Annotated in this window: 18 protein-coding genes and 1 tRNA gene; 11 read left to right on the top strand and 8 right to left on the bottom strand. The window is 71.4% G+C overall.

The window, feature by feature from the left end; genetic code table 11:
• Positions 1-65: 65 nt before the first annotated feature.
• Positions 66-1,400 carry a helix-turn-helix domain-containing protein gene (locus tag ACGFH9_RS21935; RefSeq protein ID WP_355619716.1) on the bottom strand — a complete coding sequence of 445 codons (1,335 nt, stop codon included), beginning with the start codon at positions 1,398-1,400 and terminating at the stop codon, positions 66-68.
• Positions 1,401-1,684: 284 nt separating this feature from the next.
• Here ACGFH9_RS21935 and ACGFH9_RS21930 point away from each other — a divergent pair, with 284 nt between their 5' ends.
• Both ACGFH9_RS21930 and ACGFH9_RS21925 read left to right on the top strand, forming a co-directional pair.
• On the top strand, positions 1,685-2,224 hold the full coding sequence (locus ACGFH9_RS21930) for a hypothetical protein (RefSeq protein ID WP_393222173.1): 540 nt from the start codon (positions 1,685-1,687) through the stop codon (positions 2,222-2,224).
• Between the two features lie 104 nt (positions 2,225-2,328).
• Complete coding sequence (locus ACGFH9_RS21925; protein ID WP_355241262.1) at positions 2,329-2,652, top strand: hypothetical protein; 324 nt, start codon at positions 2,329-2,331, stop codon at positions 2,650-2,652.
• An 8-nt stretch (positions 2,653-2,660) separates the two neighbouring features.
• Here the strand turns inward: ACGFH9_RS21925 and ACGFH9_RS21920 are convergent, their stop codons facing one another.
• Positions 2,661-3,311, bottom strand: coding sequence for a hypothetical protein (locus ACGFH9_RS21920; RefSeq protein ID WP_393222170.1), 651 nt, complete (start codon positions 3,309-3,311; stop codon positions 2,661-2,663).
• A 238-nt stretch (positions 3,312-3,549) separates the two neighbouring features.
• On the opposite strand from ACGFH9_RS21920, the gene ACGFH9_RS21915 reads away from it, so the two are divergent.
• Entirely contained in the window at positions 3,550-4,167 is a 618-nt protein-coding gene (locus tag ACGFH9_RS21915) for a copper resistance protein CopC (protein WP_393222167.1), read from the top strand.
• A gap of 164 nt (positions 4,168-4,331) precedes the next feature.
• Here ACGFH9_RS21915 and gltX read toward each other — a convergent pair whose 3' ends face one another.
• The 3 genes from gltX to ACGFH9_RS21900 all read right to left on the bottom strand — a co-directional run bounded on the left by gltX (position 4,332) and on the right by ACGFH9_RS21900 (position 8,793).
• Positions 4,332-5,741 carry a glutamate--tRNA ligase gene (gene gltX, locus ACGFH9_RS21910; protein ID WP_393222164.1) on the bottom strand — a complete coding sequence of 470 codons (1,410 nt, stop codon included), beginning with the start codon at positions 5,739-5,741 and terminating at the stop codon, positions 4,332-4,334.
• 440 nt (positions 5,742-6,181) lie between these two features.
• The gene (locus ACGFH9_RS21905) at positions 6,182-7,447 is read right to left on the bottom strand and encodes an MFS transporter (RefSeq protein ID WP_393222162.1); all 1,266 of its coding nucleotides are present in this window, start codon (positions 7,445-7,447) and stop codon (positions 6,182-6,184) included.
• Entirely contained in the window at positions 7,444-8,793 is a 1,350-nt protein-coding gene (locus tag ACGFH9_RS21900) for a GH1 family beta-glucosidase (protein WP_393222159.1), read from the bottom strand. The genes ACGFH9_RS21905 and ACGFH9_RS21900 overlap by 4 nt, the downstream gene beginning before the upstream one ends.
• A gap of 188 nt (positions 8,794-8,981) precedes the next feature.
• Between ACGFH9_RS21900 and ACGFH9_RS21895 the strand changes: the two genes are divergently transcribed.
• The gene (locus tag ACGFH9_RS21895; RefSeq protein WP_355241279.1) at positions 8,982-9,428 is read left to right on the top strand and encodes an SRPBCC family protein; all 447 of its coding nucleotides are present in this window, start codon (positions 8,982-8,984) and stop codon (positions 9,426-9,428) included.
• Positions 9,429-9,571: 143 nt separating this feature from the next.
• Here the strand turns inward: ACGFH9_RS21895 and aceE are convergent, their stop codons facing one another.
• Entirely contained in the window at positions 9,572-12,310 is a 2,739-nt protein-coding gene (gene aceE / locus ACGFH9_RS21890) for a pyruvate dehydrogenase (acetyl-transferring), homodimeric type (RefSeq protein WP_393222155.1), read from the bottom strand.
• 174 nt (positions 12,311-12,484) lie between these two features.
• On the opposite strand from aceE, the gene ACGFH9_RS21885 reads away from it, so the two are divergent.
• The 7 genes from ACGFH9_RS21885 to ACGFH9_RS21855 all read left to right on the top strand — a co-directional run bounded on the left by ACGFH9_RS21885 (position 12,485) and on the right by ACGFH9_RS21855 (position 18,009).
• Entirely contained in the window at positions 12,485-12,895 is a 411-nt protein-coding gene (locus ACGFH9_RS21885) for a hypothetical protein (protein WP_393222152.1), read from the top strand.
• Positions 12,896-12,921: 26 nt separating this feature from the next.
• Positions 12,922-13,326 carry a YjbQ family protein gene (locus ACGFH9_RS21880; protein WP_355241288.1) on the top strand — a complete coding sequence of 135 codons (405 nt, stop codon included), beginning with the start codon at positions 12,922-12,924 and terminating at the stop codon, positions 13,324-13,326.
• A 527-nt stretch (positions 13,327-13,853) separates the two neighbouring features.
• A complete protein-coding gene (locus ACGFH9_RS21875; RefSeq protein WP_393222226.1) occupies positions 13,854-14,267 on the top strand; it encodes a MarR family winged helix-turn-helix transcriptional regulator in 414 nt (137 codons plus the stop codon).
• A gap of 51 nt (positions 14,268-14,318) precedes the next feature.
• The gene (locus ACGFH9_RS21870) at positions 14,319-16,751 is read left to right on the top strand and encodes a thiamine pyrophosphate-dependent enzyme (RefSeq protein ID WP_393222150.1); all 2,433 of its coding nucleotides are present in this window, start codon (positions 14,319-14,321) and stop codon (positions 16,749-16,751) included.
• Between the two features lie 112 nt (positions 16,752-16,863).
• Entirely contained in the window at positions 16,864-17,301 is a 438-nt protein-coding gene (locus tag ACGFH9_RS21865; RefSeq protein WP_030330240.1) for a DUF3052 domain-containing protein, read from the top strand.
• Between the two features lie 91 nt (positions 17,302-17,392).
• Positions 17,393-17,857 (top strand): peroxiredoxin, encoded by a 465-nt coding sequence (locus tag ACGFH9_RS21860; RefSeq protein WP_393222147.1) that lies wholly within the window; start codon positions 17,393-17,395, stop codon positions 17,855-17,857.
• Positions 17,858-17,937: 80 nt separating this feature from the next.
• Positions 17,938-18,009, top strand: a tRNA-Val gene (locus ACGFH9_RS21855).
• A gap of 443 nt (positions 18,010-18,452) precedes the next feature.
• Here ACGFH9_RS21855 and ACGFH9_RS21850 read toward each other — a convergent pair.
• The gene (locus tag ACGFH9_RS21850) at positions 18,453-18,857 is read right to left on the bottom strand and encodes a hypothetical protein (protein WP_393222144.1); all 405 of its coding nucleotides are present in this window, start codon (positions 18,855-18,857) and stop codon (positions 18,453-18,455) included.
• Positions 18,858-19,017: 160 nt separating this feature from the next.
• Positions 19,018-19,233: a winged helix-turn-helix domain-containing protein gene (locus tag ACGFH9_RS21845; RefSeq protein ID WP_393222141.1), complete on the bottom strand. Its 216-nt coding sequence runs from the start codon at positions 19,231-19,233 to the stop codon at positions 19,018-19,020.
• Positions 19,234-19,631: the final 398 nt, after the last annotated feature.

Raw genomic sequence — 19,631 nt, 5'->3', positions numbered from 1 at the left:
CCGGATACGCGTGGGTAGCGCTGTGCCGAGGCCGACCAAACCGCACTAGAACCTTTGGAGGTTTCTTACAAAGATCGGCGGGGATCATCACTGGTTTGGGTGGATTTCCGGGTGGCCGGGGTCAATGTCTGGGTCGGGACCGACGAGGCCACCGGGACCACCGGATCCAGCCGACCCACGGTCAACGCCACCTGAAGGGCGAACGCGTCCCGCGGCGACAGCGGCGAGAAGCCGGTCACCTCGGCGATACGGCGCAACCGGTACCGCACCGTGTTCGGGTGGACGAACAGCGCCCGTGCCGCGCTCTCCAGGGTGCCACCGGCGGCCAGGAAGGCGTCCAGGGTCTCCAACAGCTCGCCACCGGCGCGTACCAGTGTCGCGTACACGTCGTGGCGCAGCCGGCGACGGGCCTCCGCGTCGCCCGCTAGGGCCCGCTCCGGCAACAGATCGGCAGCCGCCACCGGGCGGGGGGCGGCCGGCCACGCCGGCGCCGCCCGGAAGCCGGACAGCGCGGACCGCGCCGACTCCGTCGCCTCGTCCAGACTGGGTACGGCCGGACCGACCACCACCGGGCCGTCACCGAACGCGTCCAGCAGCTTGCCGGTGGCGCTCAACGGGTCCGCCGCGCCGCCCAGCACGATCACCAACCGGTCGCCGTGCACCCCGCCGATCACCTCGACGCCGATCCGCCGCGCCAGCCGGTACACCACGTGCAGCACAGCGGAGACCTCCCCGCCGGGGGAGTGCCCGACCGCCACCGCGACCGGCGGCGCGTCCGCCCAACCCAGCGCGGCGGCCCGGCTCGCCAGGACGTCCGGTGAGTCGCCCCGCAGCAACGCGTCGACCAGCAGGGCCTGCAACCGGGCGTCCCACGCGCCGCGCGACTCGGCGGCCCGCGCGTACACCCGGGCGGCGGCGAACGCGATCTCCCGGGAGAAGCGCAGCACCGCCTCGCGCAGCAACTGTTCCTCGCCCTCGGCGGCGAGCTGCGACACCTGCTCCTCGACGACGTCGATGGTCACCTTGATCAGTGCCACGGTCTGCTGAAGGGTGATCGACCGGGCCAGCGCCTGCGGCGCCGCGTCGAACACGTCGTCGGAGACCTCCTGCGTGCTGTCCGCCGTGCCGCCACCCTCGCGCAGCCACTGCACCAGCGACCGGGCGCCCGCCTGGGCCACCAGCATCACCCAGGAGCGCTGGTCGGCCGGCAGGGCACGGAACCACGGCAGCGTCTCGTCCATCCGGGCCACGCTGGCGGTGGCCAGCGCTCCCGCCGAACGCTCGATCCGACGCAGCGTGGCCGCCAGTTCCCCACCCTCGGCCGTGCTCACCGCTCTAGCCTGACATGCCGTGAGCAGGCCACGAACGGCGGCACCGGTCAGCGGACCGCCGCAGCTCAGGGCTGCGGCGGCGCGGGCAGGCCCAGCTCCTGGGCCAGGATCGTGGCCTGCACCCGGCTGCGCAGGTCCAGCTTCGCCAGAATCCGGCTCACGTGGGTCTTGGTGGTGCTCTCGACTCCGACCGGAGGAGGAGCCCGGTCGCTCCGACATGCGCCGAAAGGGGTACGTCGAGCGCGGCCCCGGACGGCTGGTCCGTCGAAGGGAGGACCCCGATCTCGTCCCCGGTGTCGAGGCCCGCGCCTCGCCGGTAGACGACGCTGGTGGCGACGACGGGGGAGGCCGCCATGGTGGTAGCGGTGATCATCGCTTGTGAGATCGCGTTCTGGGTGCTGCTCGGTGCCGGGCTGGTCGCCCGTTATCCGCTGCGCCGGCCACGGCTCGGCGGGGTGCTGCTGCTCTGCGTACCGTTTGTCGATCTGGCGCTGCTCGCCGCGTCGGTGATCGACCTGCGGCGCGGCGCCACCGCCGACTTCGGCCACGGCCTCGCCGCCGTCTACCTCGGCTTCTCGGTGGCCTTCGGGCACTCGATGGTGCGGTGGGCGGACCAGCGCTTCGCCCACCGGTTCGCCGGCGGGCCGCCGCCCGTCAGGTCTCCCCGCGACGGCTGGGCCCGTGCTCGTCACGAGTGGCGGGAGTGGGCCAAGGGACTCCTCGGCTGGGCCGTCGCGTGCGGCCTGCTCGGTGCGGCCATCCTCTGGGTGAACGACGTGGAGAGGACCCGTGAACTGGGCAACTGGATCCGCAGCCTGACCACCGTGATCCTCATCTGGCTGGTCGCCTTCCCGGTCTGGGCGACCCTGTTCCCCGGCCGCCCGAAGCGCTGACCCCGGGGTACGCCGTGCACACCCCGTCGGTCCCGGCCAGTACGGTGGCAGGGCACGTACGGGGGAAGCACCTGCGCGTGAGTGCGAGCGTGAGGAGACCGGGGATGGCGCACGGGGAGGCCGAGCACGGCTGCGCCCAGGGCGAGCCCTGTCGGCTGGGCCACCACGACCCGCAGGTGGCTGGCAAGCCTCGCCGGGCGGTCGGCCCGGCGGCGGCGCACCCGACCGAGGCGCCCACCGGGCGACCGGACGAGGAGATCCCGCGCCAGCGGGCCGGTGAGCTGGCCGCTCTGGGTGAGCCGGAGTCCGACGTCGTCGCTGGTTGCCTCAGTGAACTGCCTGGCTGGGCCGGTGCCCATCGACACGGCCCGGTGCGGCCCCGCCAACGGGCCACCCGACGGGAGCGCCCGCCGCGCCGCTGGTGCTGACCCTCGGGTCAGCGGGTCCGGCGGCGGATCAGCAGGGCGATCCCGGCGAGGCCGACCGTGATGGTCAACATCACCCCGACGTTGAGCAGCAGCAGCCGCTGCAACTCGCCCAGCGCCTCGTCGATGTCCCGGACCGGGTCCATGGTGTCTTCCGGCAGCACCCGTTCGCCGCCGCCCACACCGCCGCTGACCGTGTCGAACTGCCGCTCCAGCGGCACCCCGGCGGTGCGCAGCGTCTCGGACATGCTGAGCCGACCGAGGAACCAGCCGCTGTTCGTCCGGCGGCCGTCCGGCTGCTTGGCCGGGCGGTAGACACGCGGGCCGCCAGCCGCCTTCGGGTAGAGGTCGTAGGCCTGTTTCGGGGTCTCCCCGGCCAGCACCACGACCGTGTACTTCGGACCGAGGTCGGCTGCCTTGGGCCCCGTCGGCATGCCGGTACGACCGAAGAAGTTGACCTGGTCGATGACCGCGAGGACGTGCGAGGGCTGGGTCTCGGCCCGTAACCGCAGCGGCTCGGTGAGCCCTTCGCCGCTGATGTCCACGCCGGCTGGCGCCGGGTTGGGCGCCGCGCTGGCCGGGCCGGTGGCGCCCAGCGTCAGCAGTGCCGCCGCCAGCGTGGCCGCCAGCACGGCGACCCGGCGCCTCAATTGTCGGACCATCCCGCCTCCTCGCCCCGTTCGATGGATGGCTTCGCCGTGACGTCCGGGTCGGTCGGCCGTTGACGGCACCGACGTGGTCGGTCCCACTCCTACAGACTCCGCAGAACGTCGATGGATTGCAGCGTGTGGAACAGTATTTGGAACTATCTGCGATCTCTGCTCGACTAATGAGGAGCTGTTTGATCAGCGGGCGGATCGTACCCTTACGGAGGGGTTCATGGGGGGCAGGGTTACACGGATGGCACGCGTCGTGCCAGTGGTGCTCGGCGTGGCGTTCGGTGTGTCGTTACTGGTCCCGGCGACACCGGCCGCCGCGCACAACTCGCTGACCGGCAGCAATCCGCGCGACGGCGCCCGGGTGGAAACCGCGCCGGCCCGGATCGAGCTGCGTTTCCTGGCCAAGCCGTCACCCACTACGACGAAGATCACAATAACCGGACCGGACAATGTGGTCGCCGGAGGGCGGCCGACCTTCGACGGCACCCGCGTGCGTGTGCCGTTCGAGCCCGGTGCGGCGGGGCTCTACATCGTCGGGTACCAGCTCCCGTCGAGCGACGGCCACCCGATCAAGGGCGAAGTGCGGTTCACCCTCACCACCGGCACGGCCGCCGACCCGACAGCCAGTCCCTCGGCCGTCGGCACCGGTTCGTCGGGGCCCCCGGCCGGCTCGCCCACGACGTCCCCCGCCGGGCCCCTGTCGCCGTCAGCCGGCACGCTGTCTGCCGTACCGGTCGCCGGCGAGCAGTCCGACTCCAACGGCAACTGGTGGCTCTGGACGCTGGGCGCCCTGGCACTACTGGCCGCCCTGACCGGTGCCCTGCTGCTGCTCCGCCGCCGCAGAAGCAAAACCCCCTAGGCCAACCCGCCCGCGCCCTCGCCCGCGCCCGCGCCCCGCCCTCGGCCCGCCCTCGCCCGCGCCCTGGCCCCGTCGATCTTGCAGTTTCTGTGGCGACATACCGCGTATTCCGCTCATATCGACAACCGAAACTGCAAGATCAGCGCGGGCGCGCGGGGCGGGGTTTAGGCCAGGCGGAGGCGGGCTGCGCGCATTCTGGTCAGGGTGCGGTCGCGGCCCAGCACCTCGAGGGACTCGAAGAGCGGCAGGCCCACGGTGCGGCCGGTTACCGCGACGCGGACCGGCGCCTGCGTCTTGCCGAGCTTGAGGCCGCGCTCGGCGCCGACCGCCTCCAGCGTCGACTTCAGCGACTCGGCGTCCCAGGACTCGAGCGCCTCGAAAGCCGCGACGGCGGCGTCCAGCAACTCGCCCGAGCCGTCCTTCATCGTCTTGGTCCAGGCGGCCTCGTCGATCGTGGGCGAGGCCAGGAAGAGGAAGTCGACGTTCGGCACGATCTCGCTGAGCACCGCGATCCGGGTCTGGGCCAGCGGCGCCACGGCGGCGAACGCGTCGGCGTCGAACTCCTCCGGCTGCCACGGCGGCGGCGCGATCGTCCCGGTGCCGGTCAGCCACGGCTGGCAGGCGTCGATGAACTCGGTGACGGGCAGCGCGCGGATGTACTCGCCGTTGAAGGCGCGCAGCTTCTTCTCGTCGAAGAACGCGGGGGAGGGGTTGACCTCCTCCAGCCGGAACTCGTCCTCGACGACCGACCAGGGGACGATCTCCCGGTCGCCCGACGGCGCCCAGCCGAGCAGCATGAGGTAGTTGCGCATCGCGCCCGCGAGGTAGCCCTCGTCGCGGTACGCCTCCAGGGCGACCTTGTCACGGCGCTTGGAGAGCTTCTGCCGCTTCTCGTTGACCACCACGGGCACGTGCGCCCAGATCGGCGGCTTGACGCCGAGGGCGTCCCAGAGCAGCTGCTGCTTGGGCGTGTTGGGCAGGTGCTCCTCGGCGCGGATCACGTGGGTGATGCCCATCGTCATGTCGTCCACGACGTTGGCCAGCAGGAACACCGGCGAGCCGTCGCCGCGGGCGATGACGAAGTCCTCGATGAGCTTGTTCTCGAAGGTGGGCTCGCCGCGGATCAGGTCGACGACCACCGTGCTGCCCTCGTCCGGCGTACGGAAGCGCAGCGCGTGCCCCGGACCCGGGCCGAGGCCGAGGTCGCGGTGGTAGCCGTCGTAGCCCTGGTACTGCGAGCCGGTGCGGGCCTGCACGTCCTCGCGGGTGCAGTCGCAGTAGTAGGCGCGGCCCGACTCGTAGAGGCGGGTGGCGGAGGCGCGGTGCTCGCCGGCGTTCGCCGACTGGAAGTACGGCCCCTCGTAGCTGCCCCGGGAGATGCCGATCCAGTCCAGCGCGGAGAGGATGCCCTCGGTCCATTCGGGCTTGTTGCGGGCCGCGTCGGTGTCCTCGATGCGCAGCACGAACACCCCGCCCTGCTGCTTGGCGTAGATCCAGTTCTGCAGCGCCGAGCGGGCGCCGCCGACGTGGAACATACCGGTCGGGGAGGGGGCGAAGCGCACACGTACCGTCACGTCCTCCAGCCTACGGCGGCCCGCGACCGCTTTCGGCCACGGCCCCCCGACTAGGGCGTGTGTCAAAGCCCCTGGCCGGCCTGCGGAGGCCGAGAGGACCGGCCGTTTCGGCCGCTGGTGAACCGTCGCTCGCGGGGCCGTGGTCCGGCCGGATCGGAGCCGCCCGCTCCATTGAGCGTGATGCCTGTGGGTCATCAAGATGACTCACAGGCATCACCCTCATCGTGGTGTCCGCCGTCCGTCCCTCTGCTCGACCGAGGACCTTGACACACGGCCTAGGGCGTGTGGCAAGCCCCTGGCCGGCCTGCGGCGGGCCCAGCCGACGGCCGGCCGCGTTGGAGATCGGCCCCGATACAACACCGGTATCCGAGCCGATCTCCGCCCTGCCGGACCGCCGGCTGGACTCCGCCTCGGCTCGACCGAGGGCTCTGACACACGCCCTAAGCGACTGAGCGGATCTTGACCACCAGGGCGCTGCCCACCACGGTGACCACGGCGGTGACCGCGTACAGCGTCGGGTAGCCGCCCAGGTGGACGACGAGCGGCGCGGAGAGGGCCGGCCCGAGCACCTGCGGCGCTGAATTGGCGATGTTGATCACGCCGAGGTCCTTGGCCCGGTCGGTGGCCCGGGGCAGCACCTGGGTGATCAACGCGGCGTCGACCGAGAGGTAGACGCCGTAGCCCGCCCCGAGCAGCAGCGCGGCGACGATCGCCATCGGCCACACCGGCGCGACGGCGAGCAGCAGCGCCGCCACCGCCATGATCAGGCCGGAGACGATCACATAGACCTTGCGCCTTCCGGAGCGGTCCGACAGCCGGCCGGAGACCACGGCGGTCAGCATCATGCCCAGCGTGTAGAGCAGGATCAGCACCAGCAGGCCGCCCTCGGGGTCGGGGTAGTGGACCCCGTCGGTGAGGAAGTACAGCAGGTAGAGGGTGCCCAGCGCGTTGCCGAGCTGGACCAGGAACCGGGTGATCCACGCCCAGGCGAAGTCCGGGTGCCGGCGCGGGCTGATCCACATCGAGGCGAACAGCGCCCGCGCCCGCAGTGCCGGGCGGTGCGCGCGGGGCAGCCGATCGTCGGGTGTGAGCAGCGCGAACGGCAGCGACAGCAGCAGGATCGCCACGGCGATGGCCAGGTAGCCGGCGGCGTTCCCGGTGACGACGGCGGTGACCAGCACCGCGCCGAGGACCAGCCCGAGCGCCTGCGGGATGCCCACCCAGCCCGAGACGCTGCCGCGCTGCGTCACCGGCACCCGGTCCGGGATGGCGGCGGTGAGGCTGGCCAGCATCGCGTTGAAGCACACCTGCGCGGCGACCCAGCCGACGGCGACCCCCAGGATGGTGCGCTGCTGGGCCAGCAGCACCAGCGCCGCAGCGCCGAGCACCGCGCCGCCGGCGGTCCAGACGTGCCGTCGACCGAACTCGCGGCCTCCGATCCGCAGGCAGGTCCGGTCGGAGAGCGCGCCCGCCAGGGGGTTCGCCAGCACCGCCGCCAACGCGCCCAGGCCGGTGACCACGGCCAGCATGGTCTCCTTGTCGCCGGGCGCGATCCGCTCGATCTGCTGCGGCAGCAGCACCTGGATCGGGGTGAAGAACGCCATCCACACGCCCAGGTTGGCCGCGAAGACCAGACCGATCCAGCCGCGCCGCACCGGCACTGTCGGCTCGGCGAGCGCCGCCGGCAGCGGGTCGAGGGTGGTCACCGCGCCGACCCCGGCGCGCTGCCCGCGATCACGTCCCGCAGCCAGGTGTACGACGATTTCGGCGTACGCCTCTGGGTGGCGTAGTCGACGTGCACCAGCCCGAAGCGCTTGGTGAACCCCTCGGCCCACTCCCAGTTGTCCAGCAGCGACCAGACGAAGTACCCGCGTACGTCCACCCCGTCGTCGATGGCGGCCCGGACCGCCCGCAGGTGCCCGTCGAGGTACGCGATCCGCTCCGGGTCCGCCACCTGCCCGTGCGCGTCCGGCTCGTCGTCGTACGCGCAGCCGCCCTCGGTGATCTCGATGGGTGGCAGTGCGTCGCCGTACGTGTCGCGTAGCCAGCCGAGCAGCTCGTGCAGCCCGTCGGGGGCGACCGGCCAGTCGAAGGCGGTACGCGGGTAGCCGTCCAGCGGCACCAGGTCGAACGGGAGGGGCGAGCCCTCCTCGGCCGCCCGTACACCGGTGGGATTGTAGTAGTTGACCCCGAGCACGTCGATGGGCGCGGCGATCGTGTCGAGGTCGTCGGGGCGGACGACGCCCGGGTCGAGGCCGGGCAGGTCCGGGTAGCCGCGCCCGAGCAGCGGGTCGGTGAAGAGGCGGTTGTGCAGCGCCTCGTACGCGGCCCCGGCGGCCCGGTCGGCGTCGCTGTCACCGACCACCCGCACCGGCGAGTAGTTGTTGGCGATCGCGACCTGGCTGGTGGTGTGCGTCCGCAGCGCCTGCACCGCGAGTCCGTGGCCGAGCAGTTGGTGGTGGGCGACGGGAAAGGCGTCGAAGAGCATTGCCCGGCCGGGGGCGTGCTGGCCCATTCCGTAGCCGAGGCTCATGTGGATGAACGGCTCGTTGAGCGTGATCCACAGCCGGACGCGGTCACCGAGGCGGGCGGCGGTCAGTTCGGCGTACTCGGCGAAGCGGGCGGCGGTGTCGCGGTGCAGCCAGCCGCCGGCGTCCTCCAGGGGTTGCGGCAGGTCCCAGTGGTACAGGGTGGCCACCGGGTCGATGCCGGCGGCCAGCAGGGCGTCGACCAGCCGGTCGTAGAAGTCCAGACCGGCGGCGTTCGTCGCACCGCTGCCGTCGGGTCGCACCCGGGGCCAGGCGATCGAGAACCGGTACGCCCCGACGCCCAGACCGTCCAGCAGCGCCACGTCCTCGGCGTACCGGTGGTAGTGGTCGCAGGCGACCGCGCCGCTGCTGCCGTCGCTGATCCGGCCGGGGGAGAGCGCGAAGGTGTCCCAGATGGACGGGCCGCGTCCGTCGGCCGTGACGGCGCCCTCGATCTGGTGGGCCGAGGTGGAGACGCCCCAGCGGAAGCCGTCGGGGAACTCGGGCATCGGTGCGGTCGACATGCGCCCTCCCGGTCAACCTGAAACGTGTTCGGGACTCTAGGGCGCTGTCGATGAATGCGCCATAGGCCCGCCTGGCGTAATCCGCAATGGTTGATCGGCGTGTCTTTTTCCGAACCCGTCCAGGTAAGTCCGATTTGACGCATAGAGTGCCGATATCGTGGGATGTCCTCACTGGAGGAAAGACGGAAATGATCCTCGTGGAACGTAGTGCGCACGTGGCGGCGCCGATGGAAGTGGTCTGGGACGTCGTGCAGCGGGCCGAGCAGTTGCCGGCCTGGCTGGCGGGGGTTCGCGCGGCCGAGGTGCTCTCGGGGGAGGGCTTCGGGCGGCGACAACTGGTCCAGGCGGGGCGCGGCTCGGCGCATGAGGCCGAGGTGATCGCCTATCAGGAGCCGACACTGATCGGCTGGCGGGAGCGGGCCAGGGGCGCCGGTGCTCGTGCGGAGGCGCGCACCGAGATCTACGTCCAGCTCACCCCGGATGAGGAGGAGGGCGGGACCGTCGTGCGGCTCATCGTGGTCCGCTGGCCCGCGGGACCCGTCAAGGCGGCCCTGCTGCGCCTGGGCCTGCGCCGGGTCGGCGCCGACCTGGAGGACTCGCTGGCCCGGCTCACCGACCTGGCCGCCGTCGGCTGACCCCGCAGCGTCCTCCCGGCGTCACCCGCGACGGCGGTGGTCCGGATCCCCGCCAGGGACCCCGGACCCCCGCCGCCGGGGTGGGACGTACCAGAAGGAGGGCCCGGCGCGGGTGCGCCGGGCCCTCCTTTCGTCGTGCCGGTTTAGCTGTCGCCGCCGGTCTCGCCCACCGGGGCGGCGTTGACGTCGTAGATCGCGTACTTCTTGGCGGCCTCGGCCGGCACGGTGGCCTCGACCGCGCCACTGCGGGCGAGCTGCCGCAGCGTGGCGACCACGATCGACTCGGCGTCGACGTGGAAGTGCCGGCGCAGCGCGTGCCGGGTGTCCGACATCCCGAAGCCGTCGGTGCCGAGCGACGTGTAGTCGCCGGGGACCCAGCGGGCGATCAGGTCCGGTACGGCACGCATCCAGTCGCTGACCGCGACCTTCGGACCGTCCGCGTCGGCCAGCTTCTGCGCGATGTACGGCACCTTGGCCTCGGCGCCCGGGTTGAGCAGGTTGTACTCCTCGGTCTCCACCGCGTCGCGGCGCAGCTCGGTCCAGGAGGTCACCGACCAGACGTCGGCGGCCACCCCCCAGTCCTGGGCGAGCAACTGCTGGGCCCTGAGCGCCCACTGCATGCCCGTGCCGGAGGCGAGGACGTTGGCCTTCGGACCGTCGACCTGCGGTGCGGGCGAGTAGCGGTAGATGCCCTTGATCAGGCCCTCGACGTCCACGCCCTCCGGCTCCGCCGGCTGCAGGATCGGCTCGTTGTAGACCGTCAGGTAGTAGAAGACGTTCTCCTGCGCGTCCCCGTACATGCGGTGCAGGCCGTGCTCCATGATGTGCGCGATCTCGAAGGAGAACGCCGGGTCGTACGCGACCACCGCCGGGTTGGTGGCGGCGATCAGCATGGAGTGGCCGTCCTCGTGCTGGAGACCCTCACCGTTCAGCGTGGTCCGACCGGCGGTCGCGCCGAGCAGGAAGCCCCGCGCCATCTGGTCGGCCGCGGCCCACAGCCCGTCGGCGGTCCGCTGGAACCCGAACATCGAGTAGAAGATGTACATCGGGATCATCGGCTCGTCGTGGGTGGCGTACGCCGAGCCCGCGGCCGTGAACGAGGCGACCGAACCCGCCTCGTTGATGCCCTCGTGCAGGATCTGCCCCGAGGTCGACTCCTTGTACGACAGGAACAGCTCCCGGTCGACCGAGGTGTACCGCTGGCCGTGCGGCGAGTAGATCTTCGCGGTCGGGAAGATCGAGTCGAGACCGAACGTACGCGCCTCGTCCGGGATGATCGGCACCCAGCGCTTGCCGAACTCCTTGTCCTTCATGAGGTCCTTGAGCAGGCGGACGAAGGCCATCGTGGTGGCCACCTTCTGCTTGCCCGAGCCGCGCTTGACGTCGGCGAACCGCTCCGGACCGGGGATGGTCAGCCGCTTGGTGCTCGTCCGCCGCGACGGCAGGTACCCGCCGAGCTGCTCGCGACGCTCCTTCAGGTACGCCAGCTCCTCGGACTTCTCACCCGGGTGGTAGTACGGCGGCAGGTAGGGGTTGTCCTCCAGCGCCTTGTCCGGGATGTCCAGGTAGAGGCGGTCGCGGAAGGTCTTCAGGTCCTCCAGCGTCAGCTTCTTCATCTGGTGGGTCGCGTTACGGCCCTCGAAGTGCGAGCCGAGCGTCCAGCCCTTGATCGTCTTCGCCAGGATGACCGTCGGCTGACCCGTGTGCTCGGTGGCCGCCTTGTAGGCCGCGTAGAGCTTGCGGTAGTCGTGCCCACCCCGCTTGAGGTTCCAGATCTCGTCGTCGCTCAGCGGCTCGACCATCTTGCGGGTGCGGGCGTCCCGGCCGAAGAAGTGCTCCCGCACGTACGCGCCGGACTCCGCCTTGTACGTCTGGTAGTCACCGTCGGTCGTGGTGTTCATGAGGTTGACCAGCGCGCCGTCGGTGTCCGCGGCGAGCAGTGGATCCCACTCACGGCCCCAGACCACCTTGATGACGTTCCAGCCGGCCCCCCGGAAGAACGACTCCAGCTCCTGCATGACCTTGCCGTTGCCCCGGACGGGACCGTCCAGCCGCTGCAGGTTGCAGTTGATCACGAAGGTGAGGTTGTCCAGCTCCTCGCGGGCGGCCACGCCGATCGCGCCCAGCGTCTCCGGCTCGTCCATCTCGCCGTCGCCGAGGAACGCCCACACGTGCTGCTGCGAGGTGTCCTTGATGCCGCGGTGCTGCAGATACCGGTTGAACCGGGCCTGGTAGATCGCGTTCAGACCGCCGAGACCCATCGAGACGGTGGGGAACTCCCAGAAGTCCGGCATCAGCCGCGGGTGCGGGTACGACGGGAGGCCGCCACCCGGATGTGACAGCTCCTGGCGGAACCCGTCGAGCTCGTGCTCGTTGAGCCGCCCCTCCAGGAACGCCCGCGCGTACATGCCGGGCGAGGCGTGGCCCTGGTAGAAGATCTGGTCGCCGCCGCCCGGGTGGTTCTTGCCCCGGAAGAAGTGGTTGAAGCCCACCTCGTAGAGCGACGCCGAGCTGGCGAAGGTGGAGATGTGCCCACCGACGCCGATCTCCGGGCGCTGCGCCCGGTGCACCAGCATCGCGGCGTTCCACCGCACGTACGCCCGGATGCGCCGCTCGACGTGCTCGTCGCCCGGGAACCACGGCTCGCGTTCGGGGGTGATGGTGTTGATGTAGTCGGTGGTGGTCAGGGGCGGAACCCCGACCTGGCGCTCACGGGCCCGCTCCAGCAGGCGCAGCATGACGTAGCGGGCGCGTTTCGCTCCCCGCTCGTCGATGACACCGTCAAGCGACTCAACCCATTCGCTTGTCTCTTCAGGGTCGATGTCCGGAAGCTGGCTCGGTAGGCCGTCGCTGATCACCGGGCGCTTGCGTTCCGTAGCCACAGGCGTTCCCTCGGTTGTGTGTGGGATAGGTCTCTAGCGCCATCCTGCCCCCTGGTGGCACCCGTCGTCACGTCCAGGTCCCCCGGACGCGATGCTGAACACAGGTACCCGTCGGTAGCTTAGCGCTACGGCGGCCCCGCTGACCGCTTGCCCGGGCTCGCTACGGTGCCGAATATGAACCGGCTGCGGGTGGTGAGCTGCGGCGTGATCCTCTCGGTTGGCGCACTCGGGGCGCTTCTCTCCTTGCCGGTGCTCCTTGCCGGGGGCACCGCTGTGCTGCCGATCACGATTCTCGGCGCCGGAGCGATGGCGCTCGGCGCGGTGCAGCTACGCGCTGGACTGCGCGCATCCGCGCCCCGACGGGGGCCTCGTCGTGTGCCCGGTCCGCGCCGACGGCACGCCGACACCAGCGTGCCCCTGATGTACTACGGCGAGCCGGGCGGCGGGGACCGCTCCGATGATGGCGGGAGCGGCTCCGATGGCGGGAGCGGCGACTCCGGCGGCGGCTTCTTCGGCGGCGGCGACTCCGGGGGTGGCTTCTCCGGCGGCGGTGGGGACTCCGGTGGCGGTGGCGGCGGCTCCTGATCGCACGTTGCGGCAGAATGCGACGTATGCGCAGTGACGTGATCACCGTCCAGACCGGGTCCAGGCCGACCGTCCGGGACATCACCGCCGAGGCACAGAGCTTCGTCTCCGGCGAGGGCGACGGCCTGCTGCACGTCTTCGTGCCGCACGCCACGGCTGGGCTGGCGATCATCGAAACCGGGTCGGGCTCCGACGACGACCTGCTCACCGCCATCGACGCGCTGCTGCCGACCGACAACCGCTGGCGACACCGGCACGGCTCACCCGGGCACGGCCGGGACCACGTTCTGCCGGCCTTCGTCCCGCCGTACGCCACGCTGCCGGTGCTCTCCGGTCGACTGGCCCTGGGCACCTGGCAGTCCGTCTGCCTGGTCGACACCAACGGCGACAACCCCACCCGCCAGGTCCGCTTCTCGTTCCTGCCCGCCTGACGCCTGACGCCCGCGCCCCGCCTCGCCCGCGTCCCGCCCCGCCCCGCCCCGCCCCGCCCCGCCCCGCCCCGCCAAGATCGTGCTCGATCCTGGATCCAGTGGTGTCGCGCGGCCGGGGAGGCCACTACTTGGTTCCAGCGCGATCATGGACGGCATGCCGCGGCACAGGCCACCGTCCCGCCCCAAGATCCGCGCAACTGACCCGAAACTGCTGCCTCCGGGCGCACCGAGGCAGCACTTTCGCGAAGTTGCGCGGATCTTGACCGCCCGGCGGCCGTTGCGGCCGCGCCCGACGCGAGCCCTCATCCGACATCGCCCGACCGAGCCCGGCGGGCACGGCCCGGCCGGCAGGCGGGCGCGGCAGGCAGGCACGGCCCGGCAGGCTGACGAGGCCCGGCAGGCTGACGCGGTGCGGCCTCATCGCTGAGCTGGGTGGTTCGGGTGACGCGTACCATGTGGTGGTGGCACCGGAGGGGGGCTCTGCGGCGGGCCGACAGGGGAACCGGGCCGGGCTGGCCGCCGACGCGATGGGTCGGATGGCCCACCTGACGGCTTCCCTGCGGCATCGGCAGGGCAGCGCGTTCGTCGAGTTGGGGCTCACCCCGGCGGCGGCCCGGGCGTTGCACGAGCTGGACCCAGACCGTCCGATGCCGGCACGGGACCTCGCCGACCGGCTGGGCTGTGACCGGTCGAACGTGACGGCGCTCGTCGACAAGCTGGAGCAGGCCGGCCTGGTCGAGCGCCGGACCGCCCCGGCTGACCGCCGACAGAAGACGCTCGTGGTGACCGGTGACGGGCGCGTCGTGCGGGACCGGGTGTCCGAGGTGATGTCCGACTCCCGACTCCTCGCCGCGTTGAGCGACGAGGAGCTGTCCACCCTGCGTGACCTGGTGTGGAAGGCGTCCGACGGCGGTTTTCCGGAGCCCTGCGACCCGCAGTGAGTCGACCTGCGCCGGCCGTGTCCCACTGGGCGACGATGGCCTGCGTCGGTAATGCTGTCGGACGTGACCACCCCGCAAGATCTCGACGACCGGTTCCGGGAGACGCTGGCGGCGCTGCCCGCTCCAGCGCAACGGCGTGACCTCGCCGATCCGGTCACCGACGACGCCCCGCTGACCGGTGCCCGACTGCTCGATCTGTTCGACGCGCAGGTGACCAGCCGGCAACTCGACCTGGCCGGGCGCTGGCTGCGCAGCTTCGGGGAGGGTTTCTACACGATCGGCTCGTCCGGACACGAGGGCAACGCCGCCGTCGCGGCTGCGCTGCGCCCCACCGACCCGGCGCTGCTGCACTACCGCTCCGGTGCCTTCTACTGCGTCCGCGCCGCCCAGGTCGCCGCCGACTCCCCGACACCCCCCGCCGACGCCCCGACGTCCCCGGCCGCCGACGCCCCGGGCCCGGACTCCGAACCCGAGCCGGGCGGCCCCGAGGCAGCCGTCGGTGGCTTCGTGCCGTACGCGGAGGCGGCCCGGGACGTGTTGCGGGGGATGGTCGCGTCCAGCGAGGAGCCGATCGCCGGCGGCCGGCACAAGGTGTTCGGCCGTGCCGATCTGGCCGTGGTGCCGACCACCTCCACCATCGCCTCGCACCTGCCCCGCGCGGTCGGGATGGGGCTGGCCGTGGAGCGGCTGCGCCGGCTGGACACCGCCGGGCGGCGTACCGGGGCCGGAGTGCGTGTCGGTAGCGGCGCCGGCGCGGCGCACGTCCCCTGGCCGCCGGATGCCATCGTGGTCTGCTCGTTCGGCGACGCGTCGGTCAACCACGCCAGCGCCACCGCCGCCCTGAACACCGCGGGCTGGTACGACCATGCCGGCCTGCGCATCCCGGTGCTCTTCGTCTGCGAGGACAACGGGCTGGGCATCAGCGTCCGCTCGCCGGAGGGCTGGGTGGAGGCGACGCTGCGCGCCAAGCCGGGCATCCGCTACTTCAGCGCGGACGGTGCCGATCCCGTGGGGACGTACGCGGTAACGCAGGAGGCTGCCGCCTGGGTACGTCGGTACCGGCGGCCCGCCGTGCTGCACCTGCGCACGATCCGGCTCATGGGCCACGCCGGGGCCGATGCGGAGTCGGCGTACCGCAGCCCGGCCGAGCTGGCCGAGGACCTGGACCGGGACCCGGTGGCCGCCACCGCGCGGCTGCTCGTCGACGCCGGCGTGGCGACCGCCGAGGAGCTGCTGGCCCGGTACGACGAGACGGGCTGGCAGGTACGCCGGCTCGCCGAGGAGGTGCTGGGCGAGCCGAAACTGGCCTCCGCCGCCGACGTGGTGTCGGCGCTGGCGCCCCGCCGCCCGGTACGCGTGGCGCGGGCCGTGGCCGACGCGGCGGCTCGGGCCAGCGGGCCGGGCGCGGCGGCCCGCGAGGAGGCGTTCGGGGGCAAGCCGCCGGAGCTGAGCGGGCCGATGACCCTGGCGCAGAGCATCAACGCGGCGCTCGCGGACGGGCTGCTCGACCACCCGCAGATGGCGGTCTTCGGCGAGGACGTGGCCGCGAAGGGCGGCGTGTACGGCGTGACGAAGGGCCTGCGCGACCGGTTCGGGGCGGCCCGGGTCTTCGACACGCTGCTCGACGAGACGTCGGTGCTGGGTTTGGGCCTGGGCGCCGGGCTGGCCGGGATGCTGCCGGTGCCGGAGATCCAGTACCTGGCGTACCTGCACAACGCCGAGGACCAGCTCCGCGGCGAGGCCGCCACCATGCAGTTCTTCTCGCGGGGCGCATTTCGCAACCCGATGGTGGTGCGGGTGGCCGGGTTGGCGTACCAGCAGGGGTTCGGCGGGCACTTCCACAACGACAACTCGGTGGCCGTACTCCGGGATGTGCCCGGTCTGGTGATCGCGGTGCCGGCGCGGCCGGACGACGCCGCGCCCATGCTGCGGACCTGTCTGGCGAGCGCGGCGGTGGACGGCAGCGTCTGCGTGTTCCTGGAGCCGATCGCGCTGTACCACACCCGCGACCTGTACGCCGATGGCGACGGAGAGTGGCTGGCCGGCTATCCCGAGCCGGGCTCGTGGGTGGCCGGGCACGTGCCGATCGGCCGGGCCCGGGTCTACCGGATCGGCTCGGCGGACGACCTGACCATCATCACCTTCGGTAACGGGGTGCGGATGTCGCTGCGGGCCGCGGCCGTGCTCGCCGAGGAGGGCGTGGGCACCCGCGTGGTGGACCTGCGCTGGCTGGCGCCCCTGCCGGTGGCCGACATCATCCGCGAGTCCTCGGCGACCGGCAGGGTGCTGGTGGTGGACGAGACACGCCGGTCGGGCGGGGTCGGCGAGGGCGTGATCGCCGCGCTGGTCGACGCCGGATATGTCGGTGCAGCGCGGCGGGTAGCCGGAGTTGACTCGTTTGTACCATTAGGTCCGGCGGCACGTCATGTTCTGGTCTCCCCGGAAGCCATTACCGACGGTGCCCGTACGCTGCTGGCACGGTAAATTCCGTTCCACCCGGTGCGCCACTTGCGCGCAGACGCACAACTGTGTGGACTTTGCCTGACGGCGTCGGTCCGACGCCGCGAGCAGGGACGAGATGAGGAGGCACGCGACAGTGAGCGCGACCGCTGGTCAGGCCGCCGACGGGGTACGCAGCCTGGCGGACCGGTTCGGCATCGAACCGGGGATGGTCGTCATGGAGATGGGGTACGACGACGACGTCGACCAGGATCTCCGGGACGCCCTGACCGACCGCTGTGGAGATCTGGTCGACGAGGACACCGACGAGGTGGTCGACGCGGTGCTCGTGTGGTACCGCGACGGTGACGGTGACCTCTTCGAGCTGCTCGTCGACGCCCTCGGCCCGCTGGCCGACAACGGGGTCGTGTGGCTCCTCACCCCCAAGGCGGGGCGCGAGGGGCACGTCGAGCCGAGTGAGGTCGCGGAGTCCGCGCCCACCGCCGGCCTCCAGCAGACTTCGACCGTCAACGCCGGCCGGGACTGGAGCGGTGCCCGTCTGGTGCTACGCCGAGGGGCCAAGGCCAAGAAGTAAGTAACCCGTTCTCGCCCCCTCGCGTCCCGGCGGTCCGCCGTCGGGCGCGCCGGGCTGACCCCGTCCCCCCAGTCGACCCGAGGAGGGCCGCATGCCCATCGAGGTGGGCGCCCAGGCGCCGGACTTCGTGCTCAAGGACCAGAACAACCAGGAGGTCCGGCTCTCGGACTTCCGCGGCAGGCGCGCCGTGCTGCTGGTCTTCTACCCGCTGGCGTTCACCGGCACCTGCCAGGGCGAGCTGGCCGAGGTGCGGGACAACCTCGGGGAGTACGCCAACGACGACGTCCAGGTGCTGACGGTCAGCGTCGACTCGGTCTACAGCCACAAGATCTGGGCCGACCGGGAGGGCTACCAGTTCCCGCTGCTGGCCGATTTCTGGCCGCACGGTGGCGTCGCCCAGGCGTACGGGGTCTTCAACGACGTGGCCGGCATCGCCAACCGGGGCACGTTCGTCATCGACAAGGCCGGCGTGGTCCGCTTCGCCGAGATGAACGGCCCCGGCGAGGCCCGCGACCAGCAGGGCTGGCGCACGGCCATCGCCGACGCGACCATCTGAGGGGGGGTACGCGTGCGGTCGGGGCGGCGGCGAGCAGGTAGGCTTGCCAGCCACCGGCCCGCCGCACACGGGGCGTTCCGGGGCGCGTAGCTCAGTGGGAGAGCACTCGCCTTACAAGCGAGGGGTCGCAGGTTCGAAACCTGCCGCGCCCACCCTTCACCAGCCGAAGCGCGCCGAGAAGATCATTTTCTGGGGCGATGACGGCAACGGGGCCTACGAAAGCCGCCTCCGTCGAGGTTGCCCAGCGCCTGGCGCACCGCTTGGAGGTTGGCATGCGACTAGGCCGTGTGTCAAAGCCCCTGGCCGGCCTGCGGAGGCCGAGAGGACCGGCCGTTTCGGCCGCTGGTGAACCGTCGCTCGCGGGCCCGTGGTCCGGCCGGATCGGAGCCGCCCCCTCCATTGAGCGTGATGCCTGTGGGTCATCAAGATGACTCACAGGCATCACCCTCATCGTGGTGTCCGCCGTCCGCCCCTCTGCTCGACCGAGGACCTTGACACACGGCCTATACCTTCAGCGCGAGCTCTACGTCGGCGTGCCGGGCGATGGCTTGGACGACGTGCGGCAGAGCGCTGCGGGGCACCCGGGCTCATGTCCCTAATCGAGGCAATGGACGTGGACGGCGATGTGCTGTGGCTGCGCGCCCGTGTCTCGGTGTAGGACCTCAAGCTCGACACGGCGCTGGTCCATCGAGTCGGGCTCGTCCTTTTCGCCGGCCAGGCAGGCTGGATAGGTGCCGTCGTGGTGCAGTGTCCCACTCACGTCGTGCCAGCTTTCGGCGATCACCGAGTAGATCGTGTCGCCATCGAGAGGGCCCTGCGGTGCCCCGTCTACCTCGAACGCGATGGACCTCGTCTCGTCGTTCGACCAGGTGACCGTCCCGACGGCGAAGGTCCTGCCCGCGCACCGGAGGCAGACCATCTCCTTGACCCGGGCTACCGGGTAGCCGCCGGGCTTGAAATCGCGGAGGTAGTCGGCAAGGTCGGTGAAGTTCGATGGCATCTCGACCTCCCTCAGGGGGCGGGGCAGTTCCAGCCCCAGTACGGGCTGAGTGATTATCGAGCGACTGCGGACGTCCACGGACGTTCGTGGACTGACGCCTGCTGCACGGCAGCAAGTTTGGCGTGTGGGTAGGGCCGGCTTCGGCAGTTCACAGCCCTCGCTATTCCGCGACAAAGACTCCCACGCCGGGCAGGGTCTCAGTCATACCCTTGATCCGCAATACCTGCATGGCGCGGTCGATCACCGGCTCGGTAACCCCGTAGTGCTCGATCAGCTCCCGCCGACTGGGCAGCTTGGAGCCGGGCTGGAACTCGCCAGACGCGATGCGTGCGGCGAGATCGTCGGCGATCTGTTCGTAGCGGTAACGCGGTGGCACGTGGCTCTCCTCGGTTGGCAACACGAGTAGACCACCTACGTCAGCCCTTGACTACCCAACGGTACCTGTGGGAGATTTCGGAAGAGGTCGATTCCCTCGGTTGGCGCTGTGGGCCGTCCTCGCTGGCGTGGATGTCCGGCGCGTCCCCCGGGCTCGGGCATCCACGCCTCCAGATTGCTGCGGCACGAGGAGGCGGCAGTGCGTCCTTCGACTTGGGCACCACGGCAGACCACCGCGCGAGCGGGAGTGGCGAGCTGGTGAAGCGAGTCTCATACGACGAGTACGTCTTGGCGGTTGCGTTGACTCTGGCTCGCCGTCACCGGACCGTCTGGTCCTGGCGGCATTGGCGGCATATCTGCCGCTGCGGCGGCGAGCTGCCATGCCGAAGCCGCCACCGC

It is taken from the genome of Micromonospora sp. NPDC049102 (genome assembly GCF_043197485.1).
Classification (GTDB): domain Bacteria; phylum Actinomycetota; class Actinomycetes; order Mycobacteriales; family Micromonosporaceae; genus Micromonospora.
The sequence above is the reverse complement of the archived record's forward strand: the minus strand, read 5'-3'. Positions and strand labels throughout refer to the sequence as shown.